Annotated in this window: 25 protein-coding genes and 1 pseudogene; 10 read left to right on the top strand and 16 right to left on the bottom strand. The window is 67.1% G+C overall.

Annotated elements, in window-relative coordinates:
- Positions 1 to 108: 108 nt before the first annotated feature.
- A complete protein-coding gene (locus tag ABD687_RS20235) occupies positions 109 to 1,404 on the top strand; it encodes an MFS transporter (protein ID WP_302262580.1) in 1,296 nt (431 codons plus the stop codon).
- A gap of 69 nt (positions 1,405 to 1,473) precedes the next feature.
- Here the strand turns inward: ABD687_RS20235 and ABD687_RS20230 are convergent, their stop codons facing one another.
- The 9 genes from ABD687_RS20230 to dapA all read right to left on the bottom strand — a co-directional run bounded on the left by ABD687_RS20230 (position 1,474) and on the right by dapA (position 11,723).
- Positions 1,474 to 2,265: an ABC transporter ATP-binding protein gene (locus ABD687_RS20230; protein WP_310288485.1), complete on the bottom strand. Its 792-nt coding sequence runs from the start codon at positions 2,263 to 2,265 to the stop codon at positions 1,474 to 1,476.
- Between the two features lie 28 nt (positions 2,266 to 2,293).
- The gene (locus ABD687_RS20225; RefSeq protein ID WP_310288487.1) at positions 2,294 to 3,427 is read right to left on the bottom strand and encodes a FecCD family ABC transporter permease; all 1,134 of its coding nucleotides are present in this window, start codon (positions 3,425 to 3,427) and stop codon (positions 2,294 to 2,296) included.
- Positions 3,424 to 4,659, bottom strand: coding sequence for an MFS transporter (locus ABD687_RS20220; protein ID WP_310288489.1), 1,236 nt, complete (start codon positions 4,657 to 4,659; stop codon positions 3,424 to 3,426). The genes ABD687_RS20225 and ABD687_RS20220 overlap by 4 nt, the downstream gene beginning before the upstream one ends.
- Positions 4,656 to 5,951 carry an opine metallophore biosynthesis dehydrogenase gene (locus tag ABD687_RS20215; RefSeq protein WP_310288491.1) on the bottom strand — a complete coding sequence of 432 codons (1,296 nt, stop codon included), beginning with the start codon at positions 5,949 to 5,951 and terminating at the stop codon, positions 4,656 to 4,658. Before ABD687_RS20215 ends, ABD687_RS20220 begins: the two co-directional genes overlap by 4 nt.
- 3 nt (positions 5,952 to 5,954) lie before the next feature.
- Entirely contained in the window at positions 5,955 to 6,800 is an 846-nt protein-coding gene (locus ABD687_RS20210; protein WP_310288493.1) for a class I SAM-dependent methyltransferase, read from the bottom strand.
- Positions 6,793 to 7,719 (bottom strand): histidine racemase CntK family protein, encoded by a 927-nt coding sequence (locus ABD687_RS20205; protein ID WP_310288495.1) that lies wholly within the window; start codon positions 7,717 to 7,719, stop codon positions 6,793 to 6,795. Before ABD687_RS20205 ends, ABD687_RS20210 begins: the two co-directional genes overlap by 8 nt.
- Positions 7,716 to 8,738 (bottom strand): ABC transporter substrate-binding protein, encoded by a 1,023-nt coding sequence (locus tag ABD687_RS20200; RefSeq protein WP_310288497.1) that lies wholly within the window; start codon positions 8,736 to 8,738, stop codon positions 7,716 to 7,718. The genes ABD687_RS20205 and ABD687_RS20200 overlap by 4 nt, the downstream gene beginning before the upstream one ends.
- A gap of 345 nt (positions 8,739 to 9,083) precedes the next feature.
- Positions 9,084 to 10,790 (bottom strand): ribonuclease J, encoded by a 1,707-nt coding sequence (locus tag ABD687_RS20195; RefSeq protein WP_310288499.1) that lies wholly within the window; start codon positions 10,788 to 10,790, stop codon positions 9,084 to 9,086.
- Positions 10,791 to 10,805: 15 nt separating this feature from the next.
- Positions 10,806 to 11,723 (bottom strand): 4-hydroxy-tetrahydrodipicolinate synthase, encoded by a 918-nt coding sequence (dapA, locus tag ABD687_RS20190; RefSeq protein ID WP_310288501.1) that lies wholly within the window; start codon positions 11,721 to 11,723, stop codon positions 10,806 to 10,808.
- Positions 11,724 to 11,787: 64 nt separating this feature from the next.
- On the opposite strand from dapA, the gene ABD687_RS20185 reads away from it, so the two are divergent.
- The 4 genes and pseudogenes from ABD687_RS20185 (at position 11,788) to ABD687_RS20170 (ending at position 14,745) form a co-directional block, all read left to right on the top strand.
- The gene (locus ABD687_RS20185; protein WP_310288503.1) at positions 11,788 to 13,032 is read left to right on the top strand and encodes a heparan-alpha-glucosaminide N-acetyltransferase domain-containing protein; all 1,245 of its coding nucleotides are present in this window, start codon (positions 11,788 to 11,790) and stop codon (positions 13,030 to 13,032) included.
- An 85-nt stretch (positions 13,033 to 13,117) separates the two neighbouring features.
- Positions 13,118 to 13,690 (top strand): annotated as a pseudogene (locus tag ABD687_RS20180) (GNAT family N-acetyltransferase).
- A gap of 113 nt (positions 13,691 to 13,803) precedes the next feature.
- Positions 13,804 to 14,271 carry a hypothetical protein gene (locus tag ABD687_RS20175; RefSeq protein ID WP_310288504.1) on the top strand — a complete coding sequence of 156 codons (468 nt, stop codon included), beginning with the start codon at positions 13,804 to 13,806 and terminating at the stop codon, positions 14,269 to 14,271.
- 90 nt (positions 14,272 to 14,361) lie between these two features.
- The gene (locus ABD687_RS20170) at positions 14,362 to 14,745 is read left to right on the top strand and encodes a hypothetical protein (protein WP_310288505.1); all 384 of its coding nucleotides are present in this window, start codon (positions 14,362 to 14,364) and stop codon (positions 14,743 to 14,745) included.
- Positions 14,746 to 14,870: 125 nt separating this feature from the next.
- Here ABD687_RS20170 and ABD687_RS20165 read toward each other — a convergent pair whose 3' ends face one another.
- From ABD687_RS20165 to ABD687_RS20135, 7 genes are all read right to left on the bottom strand, one after another.
- Positions 14,871 to 15,371 carry a GNAT family N-acetyltransferase gene (locus tag ABD687_RS20165; protein WP_310288507.1) on the bottom strand — a complete coding sequence of 167 codons (501 nt, stop codon included), beginning with the start codon at positions 15,369 to 15,371 and terminating at the stop codon, positions 14,871 to 14,873.
- Positions 15,372 to 15,431: 60 nt separating this feature from the next.
- The gene (locus tag ABD687_RS20160; protein ID WP_310288509.1) at positions 15,432 to 15,725 is read right to left on the bottom strand and encodes a hypothetical protein; all 294 of its coding nucleotides are present in this window, start codon (positions 15,723 to 15,725) and stop codon (positions 15,432 to 15,434) included.
- Positions 15,722 to 16,102: a DUF952 domain-containing protein gene (locus ABD687_RS20155; RefSeq protein WP_310288511.1), complete on the bottom strand. Its 381-nt coding sequence runs from the start codon at positions 16,100 to 16,102 to the stop codon at positions 15,722 to 15,724. The genes ABD687_RS20160 and ABD687_RS20155 overlap by 4 nt, the downstream gene beginning before the upstream one ends.
- A gap of 100 nt (positions 16,103 to 16,202) precedes the next feature.
- Positions 16,203 to 18,122 (bottom strand): ExeM/NucH family extracellular endonuclease, encoded by a 1,920-nt coding sequence (locus tag ABD687_RS20150; RefSeq protein ID WP_310288513.1) that lies wholly within the window; start codon positions 18,120 to 18,122, stop codon positions 16,203 to 16,205.
- A 256-nt stretch (positions 18,123 to 18,378) separates the two neighbouring features.
- Positions 18,379 to 18,825 carry a tetratricopeptide repeat protein gene (locus ABD687_RS20145; RefSeq protein ID WP_264270337.1) on the bottom strand — a complete coding sequence of 149 codons (447 nt, stop codon included), beginning with the start codon at positions 18,823 to 18,825 and terminating at the stop codon, positions 18,379 to 18,381.
- 6 nt (positions 18,826 to 18,831) lie between these two features.
- Positions 18,832 to 19,590: a 4-hydroxy-tetrahydrodipicolinate reductase gene (gene dapB / locus ABD687_RS20140; protein WP_310288515.1), complete on the bottom strand. Its 759-nt coding sequence runs from the start codon at positions 19,588 to 19,590 to the stop codon at positions 18,832 to 18,834.
- 88 nt (positions 19,591 to 19,678) lie between these two features.
- Positions 19,679 to 20,443: a GntR family transcriptional regulator gene (locus ABD687_RS20135; protein WP_302262597.1), complete on the bottom strand. Its 765-nt coding sequence runs from the start codon at positions 20,441 to 20,443 to the stop codon at positions 19,679 to 19,681.
- A gap of 394 nt (positions 20,444 to 20,837) precedes the next feature.
- On the opposite strand from ABD687_RS20135, the gene ehuB reads away from it, so the two are divergent.
- The 5 genes from ehuB to ABD687_RS20110 all read left to right on the top strand — a co-directional run bounded on the left by ehuB (position 20,838) and on the right by ABD687_RS20110 (position 25,847).
- The gene (ehuB, locus tag ABD687_RS20130; protein ID WP_302262598.1) at positions 20,838 to 21,773 is read left to right on the top strand and encodes an ectoine/hydroxyectoine ABC transporter substrate-binding protein EhuB; all 936 of its coding nucleotides are present in this window, start codon (positions 20,838 to 20,840) and stop codon (positions 21,771 to 21,773) included.
- Between the two features lie 141 nt (positions 21,774 to 21,914).
- Positions 21,915 to 22,643, top strand: a complete 729-nt coding sequence (gene ehuC, locus ABD687_RS20125) for an ectoine/hydroxyectoine ABC transporter permease subunit EhuC (protein ID WP_310288520.1) — start codon at positions 21,915 to 21,917, stop codon at positions 22,641 to 22,643.
- Positions 22,640 to 23,308: an ectoine/hydroxyectoine ABC transporter permease subunit EhuD gene (gene ehuD, locus ABD687_RS20120; RefSeq protein WP_264270342.1), complete on the top strand. Its 669-nt coding sequence runs from the start codon at positions 22,640 to 22,642 to the stop codon at positions 23,306 to 23,308. Before ehuC ends, ehuD begins: the two co-directional genes overlap by 4 nt.
- Positions 23,292 to 24,140: an ectoine/hydroxyectoine ABC transporter ATP-binding protein EhuA gene (gene ehuA, locus ABD687_RS20115; protein ID WP_377700267.1), complete on the top strand. Its 849-nt coding sequence runs from the start codon at positions 23,292 to 23,294 to the stop codon at positions 24,138 to 24,140. The genes ehuD and ehuA overlap by 17 nt, the downstream gene beginning before the upstream one ends.
- 210 nt (positions 24,141 to 24,350) lie before the next feature.
- Complete coding sequence (locus tag ABD687_RS20110; protein WP_377700268.1) at positions 24,351 to 25,847, top strand: M24 family metallopeptidase; 1,497 nt, start codon at positions 24,351 to 24,353, stop codon at positions 25,845 to 25,847.
- Positions 25,848 to 25,853 lie beyond the last annotated feature (6 nt).

Below are 25,853 nucleotides of genomic sequence, written 5' to 3'. Positions count from 1 at the left end.
TTCCTGGCTGACGATGACGCTTTTCCATCGTCGGCGGTTTATCCCACCCCTAACGCTGGCATAATCGGTGACCTATGACACCAAGCCGCGAGCGGAGCCCGTTGAACCGTGAATAGCGTCAAAGAAGCCTCGGCTGTACTGCACCACCGGCAGTTTCGATACTTTTGGCTCGGACGAGTAGTTTCCTCGATCGGTTCGGCCGCGGCCCCGATAGCTGTCGCGTTTGCAGCCCTTGAGGCAGGTGGCGGTGTCGAATGGTTGGGCTTCATCCTCGCTCTCAACATCGCTCCACAAGTGTTCCTGCTTCTCGTCGGTGGCGTGCTGGGCGACAGGGTCCGGCGTGACCGAGTGATGGTCATTGCGAACGCCGTTTCCGGAGTTGTGCAGGTGGCCATAGCCATACTGATTCTGGCCGGCGTGGCTGAGCTATGGATGCTGGCCGCCTCCGTCTTTCTCCTGGGTGCGGCTTCGGCCTTTTTCCAACCAGCTTCCCAGAGATCAATCGTCCAGTTGGTCCCCCCGGAATTGCGATTGGCTGCGAACGCGGTACTTCGTCTTCCCTTGAACGTCGCGAAGGTGCTCGGTCCGGCACTCGGTGGTCTGGTTGTCGCGCTGATCGGCCCGGGGTGGGCACTGGCATTCAATGCTTCCACTTTTCTCTTATCAGTATTCTTTCTCGCTTCGATCCAGTTGCCCCAGCCAATCAAGAGCAAGACCTCTGCCCTTTCAGCCTTCCGAACCGGCTGGAAAGAATTCAGTGCCAGGCGTTGGTACGTCATCATGGTGGCGCAGTCCGCCGTCACGGTCTTGATGTGGCTGGTGGGATTCCAGCTTTTCGGACCAGTCGTTTCCCACTCATCACTGGGAGGTGCGTTCGCTTGGGGATTGATCAGCGGCGGCTTCGCTTTCGGACTGGTCGGAGGCTCACTGGTCGCCGTTGCGGTACGGCCCCGACGAGTGGGCATCACGGTATCTCTCTGCATGGCTACCCAAGCGCTGCCGCTTGTGGCCCTGGCTTTTGTCGCCCCGCTCGGGGTGATCGTCGGTGCCGCCGTCCTGGCGGGCATTGCCCTGGATATCTCGATCGTGTCCTGGTCGGCATACTTCCAAGAGCAAATTCCAGAGGGGTTGCAGTCACGCCTGTCTTCGATCAGTACGTTCGGGCAGCTTCTCCCCGTCCCAATCGGTTACGTATTGTTCGCGTTGCTCAGCGGGTACTTCAGCAACACCATCATGGTGAGCCTCATGTCGGGAATTCTCGTCGTCGCGGCATTGCTGCCACTCCTACTGCCTTCCATTCGGCAATTGCGGCTTGGACAGGTCGTCGATGAGTCCATCGCTGGAGAGAATGACGATCTGCTTCCCGACTTGCTTGCGAAGGAAGCCAAAGGTGAAGCCACCTAAGCGCCCGGCTTCGACTCCCCTTCCGCTGCGGGCCGGCGCACGCCATCAAGACGCCGGCGCAACGGTCGGTTAGCCGGCAGCCCCCGACTGCGCCATGGCCGGCTCATCCGCCATGCTGAAGACCAGCTGCAGGCAACCGCGCACGGAGACCGGTTCGACGTGGATCCCGTACACCCGCAGCAGCATCTCGGGGGTCAGCACCTCCTCGGGCGTTCCGCTGGCCACCGCCTGGCCATCCTCGAGCATGACCAGCTTGGTGCAGTAGCGGGCTGCCAGGTTCAGGTCGTGCAGCACGACCACGGTGGTGACCCCCAGCTGCCCGACCATGCGCAGCAGCTCGTGCTGGTAGCGGATGTCCAGGTGGTTGGTCGGTTCGTCCAGCAGCAGGTGATCGGCCTGCTGGGCCAGCGTGCGGGCCACCAGCACGCGCTGCTTCTCCCCTCCCGAGAGCGTGGAGTAGGGGCGGTCGGCCAGGTCCCGGGCACCGACCCGGCTCAGCGCGGCGGCCACCGCCTGGTGGTCCTCGCGGGTGAAGGCGGCCAGCGCCTTGCGGTGCGGCGCGCGGCCGAGCAGCACCATGTCCGCGACGCTCACCGGCAGGTCGGTGGGCGTTTCCTGGGCGACCACGGCCACCCGCCGGGCCAGCTCGGTGCCGCGCAGCGCCGTGACCGGCTGCCCGTCGAGGACGACCAGCCCGGCCCGCGGGCGCAGGGCCGCGTACAGGGTGCGCAGGAAGGTGGACTTGCCGCTGCCGTTCGGGCCGATCAGCCCGACGACCTCCCCCGGCCCGGCGTGCAGCCCGACGGATTTCACTACCAGCTTCCCGCCGTAGCCGACGGAAACATCGGTGGCTGTGATCATGCTTTGGGCCCCCTTGGGCTGTTGGTTGTCATTGGGTCGGGTTCAGCTTGCGCACCAGCACGAAGAGCAGCGGGGCGCCGAGCAGGGCGGTGACGATGCCCAGCGGCAGCTCCTGCGGGGCCAGGGCCGTCCGGGCGAGCACGTCCGCCCAAACCAGGAAGATCGCACCGAGGAGCGCCGCCACCGGCAGCAGCTTGCGGTGGGTGGAGCCCACGCAGAGCCGCGCGATGTGCGGGATGATCAGCCCGACGAATCCGATGCCGCCGGAGGCCGCGACCAGCGCGCCCACGCACAGCGCGGTCACCACCATCACCGCAGCGCGCAGCTTCGCCGGGGAGATCCCCAGCGTCTGGGCGGTGCTGTCGCCGATGGCCAGCGCGTCCAGCGGGCGGGACCAGAGCAGCAGCAGGGCGGTGGTGCCCAGGACCACCGCCCAGGTGACCAGCGCGGACTGGCCGGTGGCCTGGGTCAGCGAGCCGAGCGTCCAGAAGAGCACCGAGCGGCCCGCGTTCGGGTCATCGGAGGCGAAGATCAGCAGGGAGGTGAGCGCGTGCAGCACGTAGCCCACTGACACCCCGGCGAGCACCAGCCGGGTGGAGGTCATCTGCGAACCGACCCGGGCGAGCAGGAAGACAGCTATCCCGGCGGCCAGCGCCCCGGCGAAGGCGCTTCCGGCCAGCGAGGCCGAGCCGATGCCCGCCGAGGCCCCGAAGAGGATCGAGGCCGCCGACAGGGTCGAGGCCCCGGAGGTCACGCCCAGCAGGTAGGGTTCGGCCAGGATGTTGCGCGTCAAGGCCTGCAGGGCCACCCCGGCCAACGCCAGCCCGGCGCCGACGGCGGCGCCCAGCAGCACCCGGGGCACGCGCAGCAGCAACACGATGGATTCCTCGGAGTCGGTCCAGCTGCCCGGCGGCTCGCCGCCAAACAGGTGCCCGCGCAGGATTTGGAGCACCGTGCCCGCTTCGATGGCTACCGGACCGAGGCCCACGGCCACCGGCAGGGTGACCAGCAGCGCGGCCAGCAAAGCGGCGATCCACAGTGTAGTGTGCCGGGTGCGCCGATCGTGTTCCAGGTCGTCGCCGGAGAAGACCAGCGGTGCCGGTGGTGGTGGTGGTGGTGCGCTGCGTGGTTCGCGGAGCGCGGGGTCCAGCTGGGTCATCATGGCCTCTTCATCGATGGGTCGTCGGTTGCGGTGCGCAGGGTGAGCGCGGCACCGAGGGCAAGCAGGGTGAATCCGCCGAGCACCGCGGCCGCGGCCAGGTAGCCCGCCGTGCCCAGCGCCGCTCCGGCTGCGCCCGCGCCGAGGAACAACCCCAGGGACATGCCCGCGGCGTTCAGGCTCAGCGCGGTGCCGCGCACCTGCCCGCAGCGGCGCACCAGCAGGGTCATCACCGCCGCGGAAACCACCGCATGGCTGGCCGAGAGCACCGCGGTGCCCAGCATCGCCAGCAGCAGCACCGGGGAAAGGTACACCCCGAGCAGGGCCAGCAGGCCGGTGCCCAGGCAGATGGCCATCACGGCCCGGGTGCGCCCCTCGGAGTCCTCGGCGTTCAGCATCCGCCCGGCGAGCAGGTGCCCGAGAAAGAAGGAACCTCCGCTCAGGGACCAGACGAAGGCGAACCAGCCGGCTGTGAGCTGGAACTTGTCCGCGTACAGCGGGGCAAGGAAGGCCAGGTGCCCCATCAGCGCGCCGGCCCGCCCGAAGGAGACCAGCAGCAGGGCGCGCGCCCCGGGGATGGCCGACAGCGTGCGGAATGCGGCTACATATCCCAGCCGCGGGGCCGGCTCTCCCGCGCCGGGGTTGGCGCGGCCGTAGCGCACCAGTGCCGGCACCAGCGCGAGGGAGAGCACGGCGATCGCGATGAGATTGCCCTGCCAGCCCCACCACAGTGCCGGCAGCACCAGCAGGGGCGCCCCCACGGTGGAGGCCAGGGTCTGGGCGGTCATCACCAGGGTGGCAGCCCGGCCCGCGGCGGGAGTGGTCCCGAAGCGGTCCGCGGCGGCGGTGGACAACGCCGGGTAGAGCAGCGCGTTGGCCACGCCGGTGGCCAGGCAAAAGGCCGCCAGCGCGGCCAGCCCGGAGAAGGTCCCGAGCACCGCGGCGATGCCCAGCAGCACGAGGGCGGCGGCGGCCACGCGGCCCGGGGCGATGCGCCCGATCAGCGGAGCCAACGCGACGCCGGTGAGCACCGCGCCGACCCCGGCCAGCCCGCGCAGGGAGCCGACCTGCGCATAGCCGGCCCCGGCCCAGTCGGCGATCGGCACCAGGAAGGTGCTCAGCACGGTGAAGGGCAGCAGGCCCACGGCCGAGGCCAGCAGGGCCGGCCAGATCTCGGCGATGATCTTCCGTTCACCGGGCAGCTTGTCGGTGGTGTCCAGTTCGGTCTGACTCATGCCGCACTCCCGATCCCGGCGCGGATCATGCCCAGGTCCTCGGCGAAGTCCTGCACGGCGAAGGCCGCTGAACGCGGCTGGCCGCCAAGTCCCTGCGCCGCCTGCGTTAGCGCGTTCTCGTAAGCGGCCAGCAGGTCATCGATCGTCGGGCAGGGAACCGCCAGGTGCCGGGCCACGCCCTGGATGATCTTGGTGCGGTAGTAGTCTTCCTTCGGCATCCGCGGCACGTCCCAGTGGCCCGAGTCGTTGCGGAAGATCGGCCGGATGGGGATGGCCGAGAAGTCGAAGTAGCGCCCGTGGGCGTCGGGTTCGGAGAAAGGGTCCACGAGCAACGAGGCATAGCGCACGTAGATCAGGTACTCCTGGTGGATGGCCGGCAGCTGCTCGAACGCGGCCACATCGGCCGGGTCGATGCTCTGCGGGTGCACCGGGTAGCCGTCGTGGAGCATGAAAGAGAGCAGGTTGACCCCGGCCCCGCCCAGCGCGGCGACGATGGCCGAAAGCTCGCGCCACTGCTGAACCATGGTGCGGATCATCGACGGGGTGACGGGTCCCTCGGGGTAGAGCTTGTAGACGTACTGCGTCGGCCGCGTCGCGGCGAACACGGCGCGCAGCGTGACCTCGTTCATGAACAGCGCCGGATGCACGTACAGGGAGATGTTCCGCGCCTCGGCCTCCGCCGGCAGGCCGAGAACCGTCATGTCGGTGCCCGCCGCTTCGTGCACCGCGCGCAACCGCCGCACCGCGGGCGAAGCGCCGCGGCTGGATCCGGCGTAGATGCGGGCCTTGGCCCCGGCGGTCAGCACCGAGGCGCCCGGGGCGCCTTCCGGCCAGCGGGTGTCGCCCAGGTAGCTGGAGAAGCTGATGACCTCCGGATCCGCGCCCTGCGCTCTGGCGTACTCCCGCACCAGGGCCCCGGAGCCCAGAGTGGGCGAGAGCAGCACGATGCGTTCGAATCCGGCCAGCACCTCGCTCGCCAGTTGACGCAGCACCGGGAGGTAGGCGTCCGCGGTGACCGCCAGGACCAGCGTGTTCCACGTCCCTGCCACGGACCCGTATCCGCGGAACCGCTGCTCGATCCGGCACTCCCCCGCCAGCGCGGCATGGGTGGCGTTCTGCACCTCGGCCCGCACGGTGCCCCCGTTGGCCTCCAGAGCGGCGAAGAACGCCGCCGAACGCTCGGATGCGCGCCCCGCGATGCCCAGTGCTCCGGGCAGCCGGCCGAGCAGCACGGCACTTTGCACCGCAACCGGTCCGGTCCCGGCGATGAGGATGTTTCCCAATTCGTCCATCTGCTACACGTCTTTTCTGCTCGAGCGCTGCTTGACGTACAGCGCGATATCGAATACCTGGCCAGGCCGGCGGATGGTGTCGGCCAGGCGCCAGAGCGCGGGGTCGACCTCCTGCATCGGGTAGTTGAACAGCGATTTCAGACCGTCCCCGAAGCGCATGGCCACCACGACGTCCTCGCGGGTCAGGGAGTGCATCTGGTGCAACAACTCGTATTTCACGGGCACCGTGGAGCTGATCACGATGTGGGTGGCCGCGGAAATGAAGTCCAGCTCGTGGATCTCGCGTCCCTTCAGCGTGATGTCCAGGCCTTCGCCCAGCAGGGCCACGACCCGGCGCCCGAGCGCAATGGACTCGGCATCGATGTCGATCCCGAGCGTGGATGCGCCGGTGAGCGAGGCGACGTTCAGCAGCGTCATCGGGAAGGACCCGGAGCCGACGAGCAGCAGCTTCGAATCCTTGGTCGGTGCCACGGCCCCGAATTCCTCGGCGATGCAGGATTCGATGTTGGCGAAGTAGCCTTCCGCTCCCGACTTCCCCTCCAGCAGACGCAGCGCGCGGTACTTCTCGATGACCGCCACGCAGCGCGCCGACTGCGTGCGCAGCTCCTCCACCAGGTCGGCCGTGCCGGCAGCCGCGGCGAAAAGCGCAAAGGGGGCCTCGTTGCCCGGGTCGGTGACGAAGCGCGAGTAGTCCGCCAGCAGCTCTTCGAGCTCGCCGGCGTGCCGGGTCGAGCCGTCGTACCCGTTGGCGGCCGAGGTGAAGCGGCGCAGATACTCGTGCAGCGTGCCCGGCAGGCCCGCAGCGGTTCCGCCGGGCACCGGCGAAATGTCGATTGCTGATTCAGTCATGGATATATGCCGTTCCTTCTGCCACGAGGTCGACCTGCCCGGTGACCCGCAGCCCGGTCACCTTTCCGGAGCCGTAGTCGGCGTGGACGTGCATGGTGCCGCCGGGCTGCCGCACGGCGGCGGTCACCGGTGCCTGGGCCTTCGCGGCCAGGTAGGCGCCGAGCGAGGCGGTTCCCGAGCCGCAGCTTCCCTCCCACACCAGGCTGTCCAGTGCCGGGACGTTGATCAGCGGGGCCAGCTCGCCGCGCACCGGGTCGTAGAGCATCACCCCGACCACGGAGACGCCTTCGCTGTTCCCCAGCTGCGCGGCCACCTGCTCGGCGCGCTCGCGCAGCACCGAATTGTGCCCGGAGCACTCGATGACCAGGTGCACCGCATCGGCGTACCGCACCATGGCGGCACCCGAGGGGGCGCCCGGGAACGGGTACGGATCGATCCGGATCGGCAGTGGACTGGCTAGCTGGCAGCTGTAGCCCGAGTCCCGGCGTTCGACACGGCAGTCCAGCAGGTCCGCGGCCCCTGAGGCCTCCAGGCGGAGCTCGACGCGACCGTCCAGGCCCTGCGTCGCGGCGTGGAGCGCGGCCAGCGCCATGGTGGCGTTGGCGCAGAACTCGTCCCCCGCCATGTGCAGGCGCGCCTTTGCCTCGGGCGATTCCGGCGGCAGGATGAACCCGACCTGCTCGGCGTGCACATGCTCGGCGCGCAGCAGCTTCTCGGCGATGGCACGGTAGTGCCGCGCCGGGTGCCTGCTGGTGACCAGCAGGGTGGTGTTGCAGGTCGGGCTCAGCTTGACGAAGTCGACCTCGGTGGTGCCCCGGGACATGGCGTGGCGCGGCGTGCTCCGTGCGGGCACGGCGGGTGCGCGCCGGCGGCCGGCAGTGTGCGCAGGCCGGCGCAGCCGTGCCGGCTGGCTCATCATGGGGTGGCCAGCCGTTCGGCGAGCAGCTCTACCCCGTCAACGGCCAGCGGGCCGGGCGAGGAATAGTAGTAGTTCAGCGGCACCACGGCCGTGTCGTCGTTGACCGCGTCAAGTCCATCGAGCTCGGGCCTGGCGCGTAGCTCTTCGAGTACGTCCTGGTCGGTTTCCATCGCCGAGGATCCGGTGGGCAGGTACATCGCGAAGACCTTGTCGGCCGCGCTGGCGACCAGCTCTTCCGTAGACGGCTCGAAGTAGCGCTTGGGCACCTCGCTGAACACGTTCTCCAGGCCCAACAGCGACATCTGCTCCGAGACCAGCGACTCGTGCCCGTAGGACCCAAGGGTGCCGGCGGTCGGCACGTACAGGGAGAGCGCGCTTTGCCCTGCCCCTTCGTCCACACGCTCCGCGGCAGCTGAGACGCGGTCCCGCATGTCCTGGACCGCTGCGGCCGCCTCCGGCTGGGTCCCGAAGAGACGGCCGTAGGACTCGACGTCCCGGTAGATCTGGTCAAACCCGCTCAAGCCGCCGGTGGAGCGATCCTCGAAACCGGCGCAGTAACCGCTGACCGTCAGCATCTGCACCCCGGCCTGGGCAAGGCGATCGGCGAGGGAATCGAGGTCGACCCCCGCCGCGATGTCGGTGCCGATGACCACGTCGGCGCCCGACCCGAGGATCATCTCGTAGGAGACGTCGTGCGAGTCTTCGGTAACCCGTTCGGCCCCTTCGACGACGGCCTTCGTCGCTTCGTCGAAGGGCACTTCCATGCTGCCCGCGTAGTGCGTCAGCTTGTCGCCCGCACCGGCGGCAACCAGCAACGCCGGCGCCTCCGAGCCGACCGCGAGCACCCGCTGCGGCTGCGCGTCGAACACGACCTCCCGACCGCAGCTGTCCAGGATGACCGGACCGGCCGTCGCGTCGACCGGGGCGGATCCCGCGGAGCCGGCCGGGGCACCGCACGCAGTCGCGACCGTCAGCACGAGGGCGGGCATGACAATCATCCAGGGATTGATTCTTCTCATTGACTAGGACTCCATTTTCGGTGGCCAGGGCTGCGACGTTCAGTCGCCGGGGGCACATCTGGCGGCACTCGGTAAACACTAATGAGAATCATTATCAGTTGTCAAAGTGAGGACGACACACGTTGGCGCGGGCCGGGCCCGCTCGCACGGGGCCGCGGGAGGAAGGGAACACGCGCCCTGACGCGGCAAACGCCGACCGATCGGCGCGGTGGCACGACGGGGGCCGGCAGCGGCGTGGGGCACGCCGGCGGCGGCCGTGCGAGGCCCAAGGCAGTGCCGCAAAAAGGCACTTAACCAGAAAATCCCCAGCCACCTTGCGGTGGCTGGGGATTTCTTGCTCGGGGCTTATGCCTCGAGCACGACCGGAACGATCATGGGCTTGCGGCGCAGCTTGCGCGACACCCACGAGCCGATGACGCGGCGGACAATCTGCTGCAGCTGCGCCGTGGTGTGCGTCGGGTTGTTGCGCACCGCATCCTCAAGGGCCTCGGCGATCTTGGGCTTGATCTCGTCAAACACATTGTCGTCCTCGGCCACGCCGCGGGCGTGGATCTCGGGTCCGGAGATCAGCTTGCCGGTTTGGCGGTTGATCACCGAGATGATCGAGATGAAGCCCTCCTCGGCCAGCGTGACGCGGTCCTTGAGGTCCTCGTCGGTGATGGTGCCGACCTTGGAGCCGTCCACGTAGACGAACCCGCAGTCGACCTGGCCCACCAGCTTGGCCACGCCGTCCTTGAGGTCCACGACCGAGCCGTCCTCGGTGAGCAGCACGTTCTCCGCCGGCACGCCGGACTGGGCGGCGAGGCGGGCGTTGGCGATCAGGTGCCGGGTCTCGCCGTGCACCGGCATCACGTTCAGCGGCTGGACGATGTTGTAGCAGTAGAGCAGCTCGCCGGCCGAGGCGTGGCCGGAGACGTGGATCTTGGCCATGCCCTTGTGGATCACGTCAGCGCCCAGGCGCATCAGGCCGTTGATCACGCGGAACACCGAGTTCTCGTTGCCCGGGATCAGCGAGGAGGCCAGGATGACGGTGTCGCCCGGACCGACCTGGATGCGGTGGTCTCCGGTGGCCATGCGCGAGAGCGCGGCCATCGGCTCGCCCTGCGAACCGGTGGACATCAGCACGACCTTGTTGTCGGGCAGCTTGTCCACGTTCTTCATGTCCACCAGGATGCCGGCGGGGATGTGCAGGTAGCCCAGCTTCTCGGCAATGCCCATGTTGCGCACCATGGAGCGGCCGATGAAGGCGACCTTGCGCCCGTGGACCTCGGCGGCGTCGATGACCTGCTGCACGCGGTGCATGTGCGAGGAGAAGGATGCGACAATGATGCGCTTGCGGGCGCGGCCGAAGAGCGCCTCGAGCACCGGGCCGATTTCCTTTTCCGCGGTGGTGAAGCCGGGAACGTCCGCGTTGGTGGAGTCGGTCATGAACAGGTCCACGCCCTCGTCGGCAAGGCGGGCAAAGTGGCGCAGGTCGGTGATGCGGCCATCCAGCGGCAGCTGATCCATCTTGAAGTCGCCGGTGTGCAGCACAGAGCCGCCCTCGGTGCGGATGAACACTGCCAAGGCGTCCGGGATCGAGTGGTTGACCGCGACGTATTCGGTCTCGAACGGGCCGAAGGTCTCCACGTCGCCCTCGGCAACCTGGCGCAGCACCGGCTTGATGCGGTGCTCCTCCAGCTTGGCCGAGATCAGCGCGAGGGTGAGGCGCGAGCCGATCAGCGGGATGTCGGCGCGCAGGCGCAACAGGTACGGGACGGCACCGATGTGGTCCTCGTGGCCGTGGGTGAGCACGACGCCGACGACGTCGTCGAGGCGGTCCTTGATGTAGCTGAAATCGGGCAGGATGACGTCCACGCCCGGCTGGTGCTCCTCGGGGAAGAGCAGTCCGCAGTCGACGATCAGCAGCTTGCCGTCGATTTCGAAGACGGCCATGTTCCGCCCGATTTCACCCAGGCCACCGAGCGGCACGATGCGCAGGGTGCCCGGCTTGAGCTTGGGAGGAAGGTTGTGGAGCACCGTATCGGTGACCACGGTGGAGGAATCGGTCATGAATAACTTACCTTTCTAGATCTCCCATCCGCCCTCGCGCAAATCGGTGCGGATGGTTTCGAGTTCCGTTTCCGACGGTGCCACAAGCGGCAGCCGGACCACGGTGTTCGGCAGGACTCCCTGCCAGTTAAGAATGTGTTTTGCCGCAACGGCGCCCTGGACGTGGCTCATCACCGCGCGCTGGATCGGGTCCAGCTCGAAGTGGGCGGCACGTGCGGTCGCCAGGTCCCCGGCGAGCATCGCGTCAACCAAGATCCGGTACTTGGCCGCGGCAATGTGGGCGGTGACGGAGACGACGCCGACGGCGCCTGCTGCCATCAGCGGCAGGGTCAGTCCGTCGTCGCCGGCGTAGACATCGAGGTCGGTGTTCGCCAGCACCGTGGTGGTGGACTGGTAGTCGGCCTTTGCGTCCTTCAGGGCCACAACCAGCGGGTTCTTCGCCAGTTCGATGATGGTCTCCGGGGCCATGGCAATGCCGGCGCGTCCCGGGATGTCATAAAGCATCACCGGCAGCTGCGTCGCTGCGACGATGGCCTCGACGTGGGCAATGACGCCCGCCTGGGAAGGCTTGTTGTAGTACGGGGCGGTCACCAGGATGCCGTGCACCCCGGCCTCCTTCGCCGCAAGCGAGAGCTTGATGGAGTGCGCGGTGTCATTGGTGGTGGAGCCGGCCAGGACCTTGGCGCGGTGCCCCACGGCCTTGACCACGGCGGCGAACATGGCGACGTTTTCCTCATCGCGAAGCGTCGAGGTTTCCCCGGTGGTGCCGGTGACGACCAGGCCGTCGCAGCCCTCGTCGACGAGCTTGATGGCCAGCTTGGCGGTCGCATCGTAGTCGACCTCCCCGTTGTCCTTGAAAGGTGTCACCATGGCGGTGAGCACCGTTCCGAAGGTGTGGTTCTTGCCCGGGGTATGCAACACAGATTCAGCCATGACTCCAAGGTTACACTTTGCACGCACCAAGCCTTGATTCGGCGCATGCGTTTAGGCTGTAAACATGACGCAATTCTCCTCCCGCAGCACCCGCCACCGGGCCCCGGGCACCGGCACGGCCGGCACACGCGCCCGCATCGCGGGAGTCGACGCCGCCCGCGGACTGGCACTGCTGGGGATGGTCGCGGTGCACATCATGCCGTTGCGCGTACTTGATGCCGGCGGCTCCCCCGAAGCAACCTGGGCCGCGACGCTGTTCTCCGGTCGGGCCTCGGCGCTCTTCGTGGTGCTCGCCGGGGTGGGGCTCGCCCTGCTCTCCGGCGGCTCCGGAAACATCGGAGCGCCCAAGCTGGCCGGGGTGCGCCGCTCGGTGGCGGTGCGGGCGCTGCTGGTCTTCGTCCTGGGCCTGGGGCTGGGCATGCTGGACACCAATGTGGCAGTCATCCTGGTCCACTACGCGGTGCTGTTCCTGTGCGCGATCCCGTTCCTGGGAATGCGCGCCCGCACCCTGGGGTTCTGGGCCGCCGGTTGGCTGGCCATCTCCCCCTTCGCCCTGTACCTGGCCCGCCCCTGGGCCATGGAATGGCTCGACCCGCACCGGCTGGGTGCCTCCCCGCTGCCCGAGGACATGTTCTCCCCCGCGGTGTTCCTGGCCGACCTGCTGCTCACCGGCTACTACCCGTTGCTGGTCTGGTTCGGCTTCATCCTGGCGGGCCTGTGCGTCGGACGCCTGGCTCTGGAGAGGCCTCCGGTGGCCCTGTCGATCGGGGTTTTCGGCGCGGGCCTGGCGGTGGGAGCCAAGGCCCTCTCGGCCTGGCTGTTGGCCCAGCCAGGTGCGTTGGCCGCCCTGGCCCAGGCCGCCAACCAAGAGTCCAGGGAGCTGTCGGTGGCGCTGGTGACGGGACAGCGCCTGGGCAATGCGGCGGACAGCGGCTGGTTCCTGGCGATCTCGGCCCCGCATTCGGGCGCCCCGCTGGATGTGCTGCACGTCGTCGGCTGCGCGCTGGCGGTGCTGGGAGCGGCGCAATTGGTGTGCATGGCCCTGTCCGCGCTCTTCGGGCAGGTCGGCGAGATACTGATCTGGCCGCTGACCGGAGCAGGTGCCGCAACGCTCACGCTCTATGCCACGCACTTGGTGGCCCTGGATCTTTTCAGCGACATTTCGGCGCCGCTGCCTCGCACCGGATTGTTCATCATCTACGCGGTGGGCTGTCTGCTGGCCGGGCTGGTGTTCAAGTTCCTGGGACGCCGCGGCCCGCTCGAGGCGCTGGTGCACACCGTGTCGCGGACGCTGGGCCGCAGCGGCTAAGGGGCAAGGGCCAAAGGGCAAGGGGGAAAGTCACCTTTCCGGAGCGGGTATTGCCGGTCCCGTTGGCCGGTGGCACTGTGGACGCATGGCGATCTCGGTGCGGGCGGCAACGGAATTCAACGACGTGAAGACGATGCTCGGACCCAAAAGGAACCCCGAGGCGAAGGCCTGCTGGTGTTTGGGCCACCGACTCGGCTCGGCAAGGAACCACGAGAGCCAGAAGCAGGGCGCCGAACTCGTGCGCGTGCTGTGCGCCGAGGATCCTCCGCCCGGGGTCCTGGCGTACGAAGGCGAGGACGTGGTCGGCTGGGCGGGGGTGCACGCGCGGGCAGACACGGCACTTGCGCACAGCCGCACGATTCCGCACGTTGACGATCTTGCGGTGTGGTCGGTGTGGTGCATCCGGGTACGGGCAGGACATCGCGGCCAGGGTATTTCCCACGCGCTGCTTACAGGCGCGGTGGAATTTGCCCGGGGCTACGGGGCGCCGGCCATCGAGGGGTACCCGTTGGACAACTAGGGCAGGAAAACCGATTCCACCATGGCATATGTCGGCACCCGCGCCCTCTTCGAACGGGCGGGATTCACAAAGGCCGCCGACACCGCTTCGATCATGGGCGGCTTCCGGCGCGTCTTGATGCGTCTGGACCTGCGCTGAGGAGGCAGCGGCGCGATCGCCTTCCAGCGGCCCGGAATCCCCCCTGACCGCCCAGACCTGTGGAGCGGTGTGTCGTCTTCCTCGGCGTGTAGTGATGTGAAACCGTGAAGAACATGGAGACCACACCCCGGCCAGACGAACGCCTGCCGCCGCTGAACGTCGGCGAGAAGTTCCTGCTGGGGCTCTGGGTGTTCTCCAACGTGGCGCTCGTTGCCGCGCCCCTGTTCGGCGGCTACGCAGGTGCCTGCCTGATGTACGGATTTGACGCCGTCCGCCCCGGGGTAGCACCTTGGGCGGCATTGATCATGGTGGGGATCCTGGTTGCGTGGCTGGTCATCAGCGATATTGTCGAGCTGATCCTGCGCAGGAACATGGCGCAACGGCACGCGGTCCTCAGGGAGGCGGTGTCCACACTGAGTGGTGTCGTGATCCTGGCCGCGCTGTACGGCATCGTGTTCACCGAAGCGGTGCCGGCACTGGTGGCCGCCGTCTTCGCCAGCATTCTGCTGCTGGCATGCATTCCGCTGGTGAAGCTGCTCGAGAAACGGGCACCGGCCGAAGGTGCCCCGCCGGCCACCTAGACCTGTAAGGATGGTTTGACGGCGGTACATGCCCCCGAAGGCCGCCGGTTGAGGCGGCATGACGCAATCCACGACCGAAACCTAGGTGCGATGAAGAACGACCCGCGGCGAATGCCGGGCGACCCACTGAGTCCCCACGAGCGCGCCCTGCTGGAGATCCTGTGCTCGGGGAAATGGCCCGGAACAACGGAGGCACGCGAACAGGCGGCCCAAGCCCGCTGGGGCGGGCGGGAGTCCGAGGAGTGCGAATGCTTTCTGGTCGATATTCCAGGGCACCTGAATCTTCCCAGGATTCCGAAGCGATCGGGCGGGCCGTTCGCGACCGTGGACGTCCATGATGGAGACGTTGCGCTGGGGCACCTGAACCTATGGGCCGTGGACGGGCTCCTGCACTCGGTGGACTACATGACGTTCGACGTTCCGGATGAGCGGCTCCCCGCCATGGAACAGCTCGGCGACGGACCGTTTAGCTGAGGGGTCCGTCCAAGACCGCGCCCGGTTCCGATCCTGGAGCCGCTCCCCGCACATGTGGTGCGGGTCGGGTCGTCGAGCCCCGGAGCTGCGGCCGCACCTGTACCGGGCACGGAGCGGGTGCAGGCTCAGAGGCGAAGGAGGAGGGTGCCCTCGTCGAAATACGGTCCGGCGGGAACGAACCCGAGACGCTCATAGACCGATCGTGCGGGGTTTCCCGCTTCGACGCTGAGGCTGATCGCGGGCAGTGCCTGGGAACGTGCCTGTTCGAGGATTCCGGCAATCAGTCGGGTTCCGAGCCCCCGGCCGCGTTGCCCCTCGGCAACCCAGACGCAGAGTTCGGGGATCGACTCGGCGACAAAGCCGTAGCCCGGGTCCGTCGGGTCGAAATAGCGCAGCCAAACGACGCCAACGGCTTTTCCGTCCGGGTCTTCGGCCACCAGGCCGAAGTCGTCCTTCCCGGGCCACCGCGTGAAATAGTGGGCGATGGCAGGAATCTGCTCGATTTGCTCGAGCGTGAACCGTGGCCCCGGCCAGTTCATATTTCCCAAGGTGGCCCGCGCCAGCAATTCCTCCTCACTAAACCGGAGCACGCGAAGCGTGGACGTTTCTCCCCCAAAGTTCCTCATGTCTGCCACCCTACAGATTCGGGCCTGCCGCTTCCACGATATGTCACCCCCTTCGTCGGCCTATGGGCCGGAGACGAGGGTAACGGTCTGCAACAGGCCCGGCACCAGCACCAGCCCCAGCAGGCCCGAGGCGATGGCCCAGCCCAGCGACCCCGCGCGCCAGGCAAGCCAGGCACCACCCAGTCCCAGAAGCACTGGCGCGACCATGAACCACGCGGGCAACAGGGCCCCGCTTCCGCCCCAGTCGGGCAACAGCAACGTGATGGCCACGGCAAGGCCCATGAGGATCCAAGTGGCAAGCAGCTTCCGGCCGCGGGGCGGAACGCTCCTTTCCTGCGGTGATGGCGTGGTCACGTGATGCTCCCGGTCCGGCGTTCGAGGCCCGGGACCGACAATTCCCCGGCGACCATCGCCGCCCGGTGCGTCTTCCGCACCCACTCGGTCCTCAGCACGCCGTAGAGGTGGGGAAACAATTCCCCGTCACCGCCGTCCTCCAAGCGGATCTCTCTTCCCGCGGCGGCAATCGCTGCGGCGTCCAGCTCCAGCACCACCAGCTCGCCGGAGAAATCGGGGTAGATGTGGCCGGCGACCACCGGGAGCTGCCCCGGGGACGAACAGTGGATGAAACCGACCTTGGCCAGCGTTGCGCCCCGGGTCGATTGTCGATACTCGCCGGCGGTCTGGGCGCGTTCCCATGAACTAAATTCGGTCAGGTGCAGGACGGTTTCCATGCTCCCAGCATAGGCAGAGGCGCGCGTTTGCCGATGCACCCCTTAACGGAAAAACGCCCAGCGGACGGATATTGTCCACCGGGCGCTTCCCAGGATCCTTCTACTTATCCAACTGCAGCCCCACAAGCACCGGATCATGGTCCGAGGAGCGGAACTGGTCCGGGGAGAACAGCTGCGCCACGTTGTAGTTGTAGCGGCTGTACTCGTACGCCACCGACTCGGTGGCGTTGATGTTCCAGATCGTTTCACCGGTGACCTGCTGCGCAACCTCGCGCGAACCCAAAATATGGTCCAGGGAGCCGGTCCGGCCCCCGAACAAGTAGGAACGGGTATCCGCGCCGGCTCCGAGATCCACGTATCCGGCCTCGGCCAGCACCTGGATCGGCTCCTCGGCGGAGTACGCGTTGAAGTCCCCGGCCAGCAGCACCTTGTTGGTGTTGCGCTCCTTCTTCAGTCCTTCGGCGAAGTCCACCAGGGCCTCGGCCTGCTCGACGCGCGCGGCGTTCCAGGCCCCGGCGCCGTCGCCCTTGTCGGCGTTGTCCGAGCCGTCCTTGGGATCCGAGCCCTTGGACTTGAAGTGGTTCGCCAGAATCAGGAAGCGGCTCTGGACATTTCCGCCAACGCGCTGGAATGCCTGCGCCAGGGGGTCACGTGCATTGTCGAACGCCGCATCATCCAGGATGACCGACTCGTCAATGGGCTTCACCGCGTTGTTCTTGTAGATCATCGCGGTGCGAATGACGTCCTCGTCTTCCGGGACTGCCGCGGGGCTTGGCACGAACTTCCACTGCTGCTTGCCGGCGGCCCGGTTCAGCGCATGCACCAAGGTGGCGAGCGCTTCATCGCGCTCGAGCCCAAAGCGGGCGGAGTTTTCAATCTCTTCCAAGACCACCACGTCGGCGTCGAACTTGTTCAGCGCCGAGACGATCTTGGCCTGCTGGCGCTCGAGGCTCTGGCCATTGGCGGCACCGCGTGCGTCGCAGCCTCCGCGCACGGTGACCGGCTGGCCTTCCCGATCGGTGTAGTAGGTGCACCCGGAAAGCTGGTCCCCGGTGGTGGTGAAGTAGTTCAGGACATTGAAGCTGCCGACGGTGACGTTTCCGCCTACCTCCGCCGGCGCCTCGGCCGGGGCTTGCGCGAAGGACGCCGGGATATCGGCATCCTCTGCCCCGATAACCTGCCCCTGCGGCTGCATCCGCCACAGGTCATAGCGGTAGTCCATGATCACCGGAGAGGTGAAGGTGGCCTGGGCACCGACGCTGACACGATGCCCCGCCGAAAGATACGGAAGCGGAACGGACTTGTTGGCTCGCGCACCGAGGAAGTTCAAGGTGGCGCCGTCATCCAGCACCACGGCCCGCCGCTCATTCTCGGCTTCCAGGGCTTGGGCCTGGGCACTGCCCGGGGCAAAGGCATCGGTGGCCTGGCGCAGGGTGCGCTCGCCGGGAAGGATCTCGCTGGTGCCTTCGGCGAGGGTCATCTCGCCGAACTGGTTCAGCGAATAGTTGTCGGCCACCGTCCACTGTCCCTGCGGATCGATCAACATGGATTCGAAGCGCTCGCGATCGGCGTCCGAGGAGGGGATGTCGATGGCCAGGGGCTTGACGGCATCGGCCGGTTCGCTGAGCACCTCAATGCCGGAAGCCGAGGCACTGACCTGGGTCAGTCGGAAGTATTCGCCGACCGTCCCGGTGACCTCCACGTGGTCGCCCACGGCAACCTTGCCCACTCCGCTTGGCGAGTAGACGAAGATTCCCGAACTGCCCTCGGGGGAAATCTCACTTCCGCTGCCCGCACTTTGGATGTAGAAGCCGCGGATGCCGCCCTCGGCGTAGGCGCCGGTGACCACCGCGCGAACGGAGACCTGCTGGCCAACCATCCCGCTCGCGGCACCCGTGCCCTGGATTTTTTCGATGGGAGTCGTTTCGGTGACTGCTGCCGTGGCCGGAACCATCGTCCCCACGGCCATCGCCGCTGCCAAGGTCACGGTGGCGAAAGCCGCCGTTGCGCTTTTCTTCATGGATTTCCCTCAGTCGTCTGTCTCTCCGTGACGCGGTGGCGCACGGCGTATAGCCCGATCAGATTCGATCACCGGGAAATGAATTCGGCATGAATGGCACTTGAACCGCGCCGACGCCCTTCACCGGGTGGCCATTGAACCATCCAAGACGATGCGTGGCACCGCGTCCAGAGATGCGGCCCCCGGACATGGAAATGCCCCCTGATGTGGTTCGGGAAGAACCGCTCCAGGGGGCATCGATCGTGCCTCGGGCTGTTTACTTGCCCTCGGCCAGGTAGAAGCCGATCGCCGTGCGCATCGACTCGCGGGCGCGGCGCCGGTCCCCCGCGGCGTCGTAGGCCAGGGCCAGGCGGTGCCAGGACTTCCAGGATTCGGGGTTGGCCTCGGCCTCTTCCTTGTACTGCACGAAGTCTTCGTCGGCGGCGGCCTTGACGATGCGTCCCGAGGGGGTGCGCGGCAGGGTGTCTTCGGGCAGCAGGCCCTCGCTGGCCAGGATCGAGGCCATCTTCTGCGTGCGGGAGCCGAAGAGCACCTCGCGAACCAGGATCCACACGCCGACCAGCGGGACCACCAAGGCGGCAACGCCGATGATCTTGGCGACCGGTTCGTCGGCGGCGATGAAGCGCACGGCCGAGCCGAACGCGGCGACCAGGTAGAACACGAAGAGCAGCAGGATGGCGCCGACCCAGATCTTGGTTTTCATCGTTTTCTAGCGTCCCAACTCGAGGTAGCCGTCAAGGCCGTAGGTCAGCCCCGGGCGCGAGGCGACGGTGCGCAGGCCCAGCAGCACGCCGGGCATGAAGGAAGCGCGGTCGTAGGAGTCGTGGCGCAACGTCAGTTGCTCACCTTCCCCGCCCAGCAGGACCTCCTGGTGGGCAACCAGTCCGCGCAGGCGCACCGAGTGCACGTGGATGCCGTCCACCACGGCGCCGCGGGCGCCGTCCAACTGGGTTTCGGTGGCATCCGGGCTCGCTGCCACTCCCGCGGCGGCACGCTCGGCGGCGATCAGTTCCGCGGTGCGCACCGCGGTGCCCGAGGGGGCATCGACCTTGTTGGGGTGGTGCAGCTCGATGATTTCCACCGATTCGAAGTAGCGTGCCGCCGTGGCGGCGAAGGCCGAAGCCAGCACCGACCCGAGGGCGAAGTTCGGGGCAATGAGCACACCGGTGCCGGGGTTTTCGGCCAACAGGTTGGTGAGGGATTCGCGCTTGGCGTCGTCCCAGCCGGTGGTTCCGACCACGGCATGCAGGCCATGGGTGACAGCGAAGCGCACGTTGTCCTCGGTACTGGCCGGGACCGACAGGTCGACCACGTGCGTGGCCCCCGCCTCCAGGATGGCTTCCAGCTTGTCTCCGCGACCCAGCGCTGCAACAAGTTCCATGTCCGTGGCGGCGTCGACGGCCTTGACGGCCTCGGCCCCCATTCGTCCCGATGCGCCGAGGACGGCGACTTTTAGTGGTGCACTCATGACTTCTAGGGTATCGGGAATTCGGGGCCGCTCCCGCGTCGGTGACGGGCACGGACCGGATGAGGTAGAGGCTGGGGTTCGTCCGGCGTCAGGATCCGATGCGTCCCAGTTCGTGCCCGGCCTCATCGAAGGAGACCCGCGCCGTGGCGACCGGCTTGCGCAGCACCCCGGTCAGTCGATCGACGGCGTCACGGAAATGACGTTGGAGCAGGTCCACGGCGCCCTCGCCGTCGCCCGCGAGCACCAGCTCCAGCCGTTCCCGGTGGGCCCGGTGCAGGTCGGTGCGAATGACGTAGCCGCCGGGGTTGCCGAGGCTGGCCAGTCGCGTCTCCACGACCAGATTGGCCATGTACTTGACCAGGCGACGGTTCCCGGACGCCTGCACCATCTCGAAGTGGAAGTCCAGGTCCGCGTCGCCGATGGATCGAGGGGATTCGAGGGCTTGGGGGCTGGCGTCGAGACCCTCCAGGCGGGTCAGCACCGCCGATGCGGCATGGAGGCGAATCGCCCGCTCCCCTGCGTCCGGCAGTGAGGCGATGACGCGGATGGCGGCGCTCTCCACCACCAGGCGCGTTGCGTAGAGTTCCTCCAGGTCGGCCGGGCGAATGACGGCCACACTCAGTCCCTGCCCCGGGATGGAAACCAGCAGGCCGTCCTGGATGAGCCGCTGGGTGGACTCGCGCAGCGAGCCCCGGCTCACCCCGAGTTGCTTGGCCGCCTGGGCTTCCTGGATGGGGGTTCCGGGCATGAGCAGGCCCTCGTAAATGGCGTTGCGCAATTGGTTGGTTATCAAGTCGATCGTCGAGGATCGCTGCACCCGAACCATGCTTGTCGCCGAGGGCTGTTGACCCATGTCCACGGGTGCTCCGTTCTTCCTTCGCCGGTGTTGCCGCGTCGGCTCCCCCAGCCTCTTGGCCCAACCGGCAGACCCAATCGTAACTTAATCGTGATTTATGCCTGCAGGTGCCGGATTCACGGCGAAACAAGCCCTCCTGCCGCCTGGTTCCCTGACATCAGCCGGGATTCGAGCGCACCTCTTGCACGCTGCCAGCTTTTGTCAACAATCCAACGCCCCGAACATCGGATTGTCAATCGATTCTTTTCTGGCTAACGTGATCAACACCATACTGAGCGTCACCACCACCCACCACGATCGGGTCGGGTCTGCCTCACACGGGTGCCGCAACCCCTTCACAGGATCCGGCGCACGGGGCGGCTTGGCCATCGCACCCCGAAAGAGGTTTCTCATGAAGCGCAGCATCACTCGCAGGCCGTTGCTGGCCACAGGCGTTGTCCTAGCCTCCCTGTCACTGGCCCTCAGCGGCTGTGCCGGATCAACCACCACCGAACAACCCGGAGGCTCCGCCGCCGCCCCCGCGGGCGAAGGCAAATTGCAGGCACTGAAGGACAAGGGCTCCATCACCGTCGCCATCGCCGGCGAAGCCCCGTACTCATACGAGGAGAACGGCGAGCCCACCGGCGCCACGATCGCCCTGGCCAAGAAGATCTTCGGAGACATGGGAATCAAGGAAGTCAACACCGTCTTGGTCGACTGGAACGGCTTGATTCCCGGCCTGACTGCCAACCGCTCCGATGCCGTCAGCGCGGGGATGTCCATTCTCCCGGAGCGTTGCGCCAACGCCGACTTCTCCGACCCCGAGATCATGTACACCACTGCCCTGATGACCCAAAAGGGCAACCCGAAGGGCCTGAGCGACCTCGACTCCGTCAAGGAGAAGATGGATGCCGGGGAAGACATCAAGCTCGCGGTGCTGGCTGGCGGCATCGAGGCCGGCTACGCCGATTCCCTGGGCCTTGAAGTGCAGTCGGTTCCGGATGCGCAGACGGGCATGGACACCGTGGACAACGGCCGTGCCGATGCGTTCGCGATGACCGCGATCTCGCTGAACTTCATGGCCGATGAGAACCCGGACGCCAATGTCGAGGTCACGGAGGCCTTCGTGCAGGAGATCGACGGGGTTCCGCAGATCGGCGCGGGAGCCACCGTCTTCGCCCAAGGTGACGACGAGCTGCGCGAGGCCTACAACGAGGGCCTGGCCAAGATCACCGAGTCCGAGGAAACCTACCTTGCCGTCGTGGGCGAATACGGCTTCACGGCCGAGAACCTTCCGCCCAAGGACCTGACCACCGAAGAGCTCTGCGAAGGCACACCGGCCCCGTAGCCGCACCGTGAGCGGTGGCGCCGGCAGCGATGCCGGTGCCACCGACGGGATCCGCCCGCGCCATGCGGCGATGGCGGAACGACTGCCCGTCTCCGGCCGGAGACACCGACGAGATCGATGACCCAAAGGAGTCCATCACCTGTGGACGAAAAATTTGCGGCGCTAGGGGAGGCCATGCCGCGGCTGCTGGACGGCATTCTGGTCACTGTCCAGCTCACCGTCCTGGGCGGGTTGGCGGCCTTCGCCCTGTCCGTGGCGCTGGGCCTCGCTGCCACCCATCCATCGAAAGCCGCGCGCATCCCCGCGCGCATCGTCATTGAGTTCTTCCGCGGCACCTCGCTGGTGGTGCAGCTGTTCTGGCTGTTCTACGTGCTTCCCTTGCTCGGCATGGACCTGCACCCGCTGCTGGTCGGCGTGATCGGACTGGGCCTGAACTACGGCGCCTACGGGGCAGAAGTCGTTCGCGGTTCCATCAATTCGGTCTCCACGGGCCAGTGGGAAGCCACCACGGCGCTGAGCATGGGCGCCGCGCAGCGGATGTACCGCGTGATCTTCCCCCAGGCCTGGGCCCTGATGATCCCGTCCCTGAACAACCTGCTCATCCACCTGATGAAGGGAACGGCAATCGTCAGCTTCATCACGATTGCCGACTTCACCTACCACCTCGACCAGCTCAAGCGCGTCACCGATACCGTGTTTGCCTACGGCGTGGTCGGGCTGCTGAGCTACTTCGTCATCGCACTGGTCCTGACCTTCCTGATGAACACCCTGGAACGCCGCGCGAAGCGCAAGCTCGGCCAGGGCATCACGGTCAAGTCCATACTGAGTCCGGCACCCACTGTCGGCAGTCCGGCGGGAGGAGCCATATGATTGCCGTCAACACCGCCCTGGAATGGCACTGGGACAGCACCTGGGAGGTGCTTCCGACGCTGCTCATGGCGTTCCTCAAGGTCACCTTGCTGGTCACGGTCCTCAGCACGCTGATTGCCGCAGTCCTTGGCCTGTTCATAGCAATGGCCATGCGGATGGCCCCGCGGCCGGTCGCCTCCACCATCAAGTGGATCGCCAACTTCATTCGGATGACGCCCATCGTGGTCCAGCTGCTGTTCGCCTACTACGCGTTCCTGTCGCTGGAGGGGGTGACGATCGGCATCATCGTCTTCGGCATCCACTATTCCACCTATATGTCGGAGGTCTACCGTGCCGGGATCGACTCGGTGCCCAAGGGCCAGTGGGAGGCCACCACCGCGCTGTCGATGTCCTCGCGACGCACCTGGACCGCCGTCGTCATTCCGCAGGCGCTGCGCGCCACCATCCCGGCCCTGGGCAACTACGCGGTTTCGATGTTCAAGGACACCCCGTTCCTGCTGGTCATCGGCGTGGTCGAACTCGTGAACGCCGGGTTGATCTTCGGCGGCAACGCCTTCCGCTACGTCGAACCGCTCACCCTGGTGGGAATCATCTTCCTCCTGGCCAGCTACCCGACCTCACTCCTGATTGGCAGATTGGAAAAGCGCCTTGCCTTCAACACCTGATTCCGCAACCAGCCCGGCGGCCGCCGGTTCCGCACCGTCGGCACCCGTGATCGAGTTCCGCGACGTCGAGAAGTCCTACGGCAGCAACGTGGTGCTGCACGAGCTGAACTTTTCCGTCGCCAAGGGCGACCGCGTCACCCTGATCGGCCCCTCCGGGTCCGGCAAGACCACCATCCTGCGCCTGGTCATGACGTTGGAGGAGGCCACCGACGGCTACATCTTCATCGACGGCGAACCGCTGACCCATGAGGAGCGCGGCGGCAAGCGGGTGGCCCGCAGCAAGAAGGACCAGAAGCGGATCCGCCAGCGGATCGGCATGGTCTTCCAGCAGTTCAACCTCTTCCCGAACATGTCGGTGCTGGAGAACATCATCGAGGCCCCGGTCCACGTGCTGGGCCAGTCCAAGGCCGAGGCCACGGCCCGGGCCAAGGAGCTGCTGGAGAAGGTCGGCCTGGCCGACAAGGCCGAGCAGCATCCGACCTCGCTTTCCGGCGGGCAGCAGCAGCGCGTGGCCATCGCCCGGGCCCTGGCCCTGGACCCGGAAATCCTGCTGCTGGACGAGGTCACCAGCGCGCTGGACCCAGAGATCGTCGGCGAGGTGCTGGGCATCCTGCGCAACATCGCCGAGACCACCAACATCACGATGCTGATCGTCACCCACGAGATGCAATTTGCCCGCGACGTCTCCAACCGCGTGCTGATGTTCGACGGCGGCAAGATCGTCGAGGAGGCCCCGCCGGCGGTCATGTTCAGCGACCCGAAGCACCAGCGCACCAAGGACTTCCTGCATGCCGTGCTCGGCGGCGAAGAGGGCACCATCGGCACCCACTAGGGGGGGGTGTGCCCACGGAAGTACCCCCGGGCAATGCGCCCCACAAGGCAAGGGATCGTTCGGCGGGCATTCGCCGGACGATCCCTTGCCTCTGATGGGACGGCCTCCCATCAGGCAGCCCTGCCGACCCCGCACCCCGAACCCCTTGTCAGTGGTCCGCGCCACCCCCTATCGTTGTCAACAATCTACCAACTGTGTTAAGGGGTCACGATGGAACATGTGGGCGTCGCACCTATGCTCTTCACCACCGAGGAGTATGCCGCGCGGCTGGCCGCGGCGAGGGTGCGCATGCAGGAGCAGGGCCTGAGCGCCCTGCTGGTCACCGATCCGGCAAACATCTACTATCTGACCGGCTACAACGCGTGGTCTTTCTACACCCCGCAACTGGTCTTCGTCCCCATGGAAGGGGACATGATCCTGTTCTCCCGGGAAATGGACGCCAACGGGGCCTTCCGGACCAGCTGGCTGCCGCCGGAAAACATCGTGGGCTATCCCGAGCGCTACGTTCACCGCCCGCACCTGCACCCCTTCGACTGGGTGGCCTATGCCCTGCGCGCCCGCTACCTGATCGCCCCCGCAGCCAAGGGCTGCGTTGGCCTGGAAATGGACGCACACTTCTTCTCCCCCAAGGGCTATCGCTCGCTGGTCAACGCCCTGCCGGAATGGACACTGGTGGACTGCTTTGAGTTGGTGAACTGGGTCCGGGCCGTCAAGTCCCCGGCGGAGATCCAGCTGATGCGCCAGGCCGCGGTGTTCACCAACCTGGCAATGCAAGCCGCCCATGACGCCATCGACGTCGGCGCCCGCCAGTGCGACATCGCCGCCGCCATCAGCCAGGCACAGCTGACGGGCACCGCGGAGGCCGGCGGCGACTACCCGGCGATCGTTCCGATGCTCCCCACCGGTCAATCCGCCGACACCCCGCACCTGACCTGGAGCGACGAACCGCTGAAGCCGAATGAGGCGATGATCGTGGAGCTGGCCGGCGCCTACCACCGCTACCACGTGCCGATGGCCCGCACCTTCATGCCCGGCAAGCCCTCCCCCCAGCTGGCGCACCTGGCCCGGGCCACCGACCACGCGCTGGCTGCGGTGCTGGAGGCCGTGGCACCGGGCACCCCCGTGCAGGAACTCTCTCAGGTCTTCAACCGGACCCTGTTTGAATACGGCTATGAGAAGGCCTCGCGCATCGGCTACTCGATCGGCGTGGGCTACCCGCCGGACTGGGGCGAGCGCACCATCTCCCTGCGCAGCGAGGAGTTGACGGTACTGCAGGAGAACATGACGTTCCACCTGATGTGCGGCATGTGGATGGAGGGCTACGGCTACGAGGTCTCGGAGGCGATCCGGGTCACCGACACCGGAGTGGAGACCTTCACCGCCTTCCCGCGCGGGCTGGTGCCCGCCGGCGATGCCCGCCTAACAGCGGCCGAGTCCAGCACCCTGCTGGGCAACCCCGGCGAGCGGGCGGTTTCAAGCGGTCCCGGACTGGCGGGGCTCCCGCAGCCGCTCACCGAACCGCGCCGCCCGGCCACTCCGCGCTTTGGCTTCACCACCCCGACGGAGGAACCCATGACCGGGCCGATCGGCATCGTTGCGCGCAACGCCGAGCGGGCCGACAGGGACCCCGTCTGGCCGGTCGCCCCGGAGCCGGAGGCCGAGCCCGAAGCGGAGAACGGCGATGCTTCCCCGGGGCAGACGCCCTAAGCACCC

The sequence above is a fragment of the Paeniglutamicibacter sulfureus genome (assembly GCF_039535115.1).
In the GTDB taxonomy this organism is placed as follows: Bacteria; Actinomycetota; Actinomycetes; order Actinomycetales; family Micrococcaceae; genus Paeniglutamicibacter; species Paeniglutamicibacter sulfureus.
The sequence above is the reverse complement of the archived record's forward strand: the minus strand, read 5'-3'. Positions and strand labels throughout refer to the sequence as shown.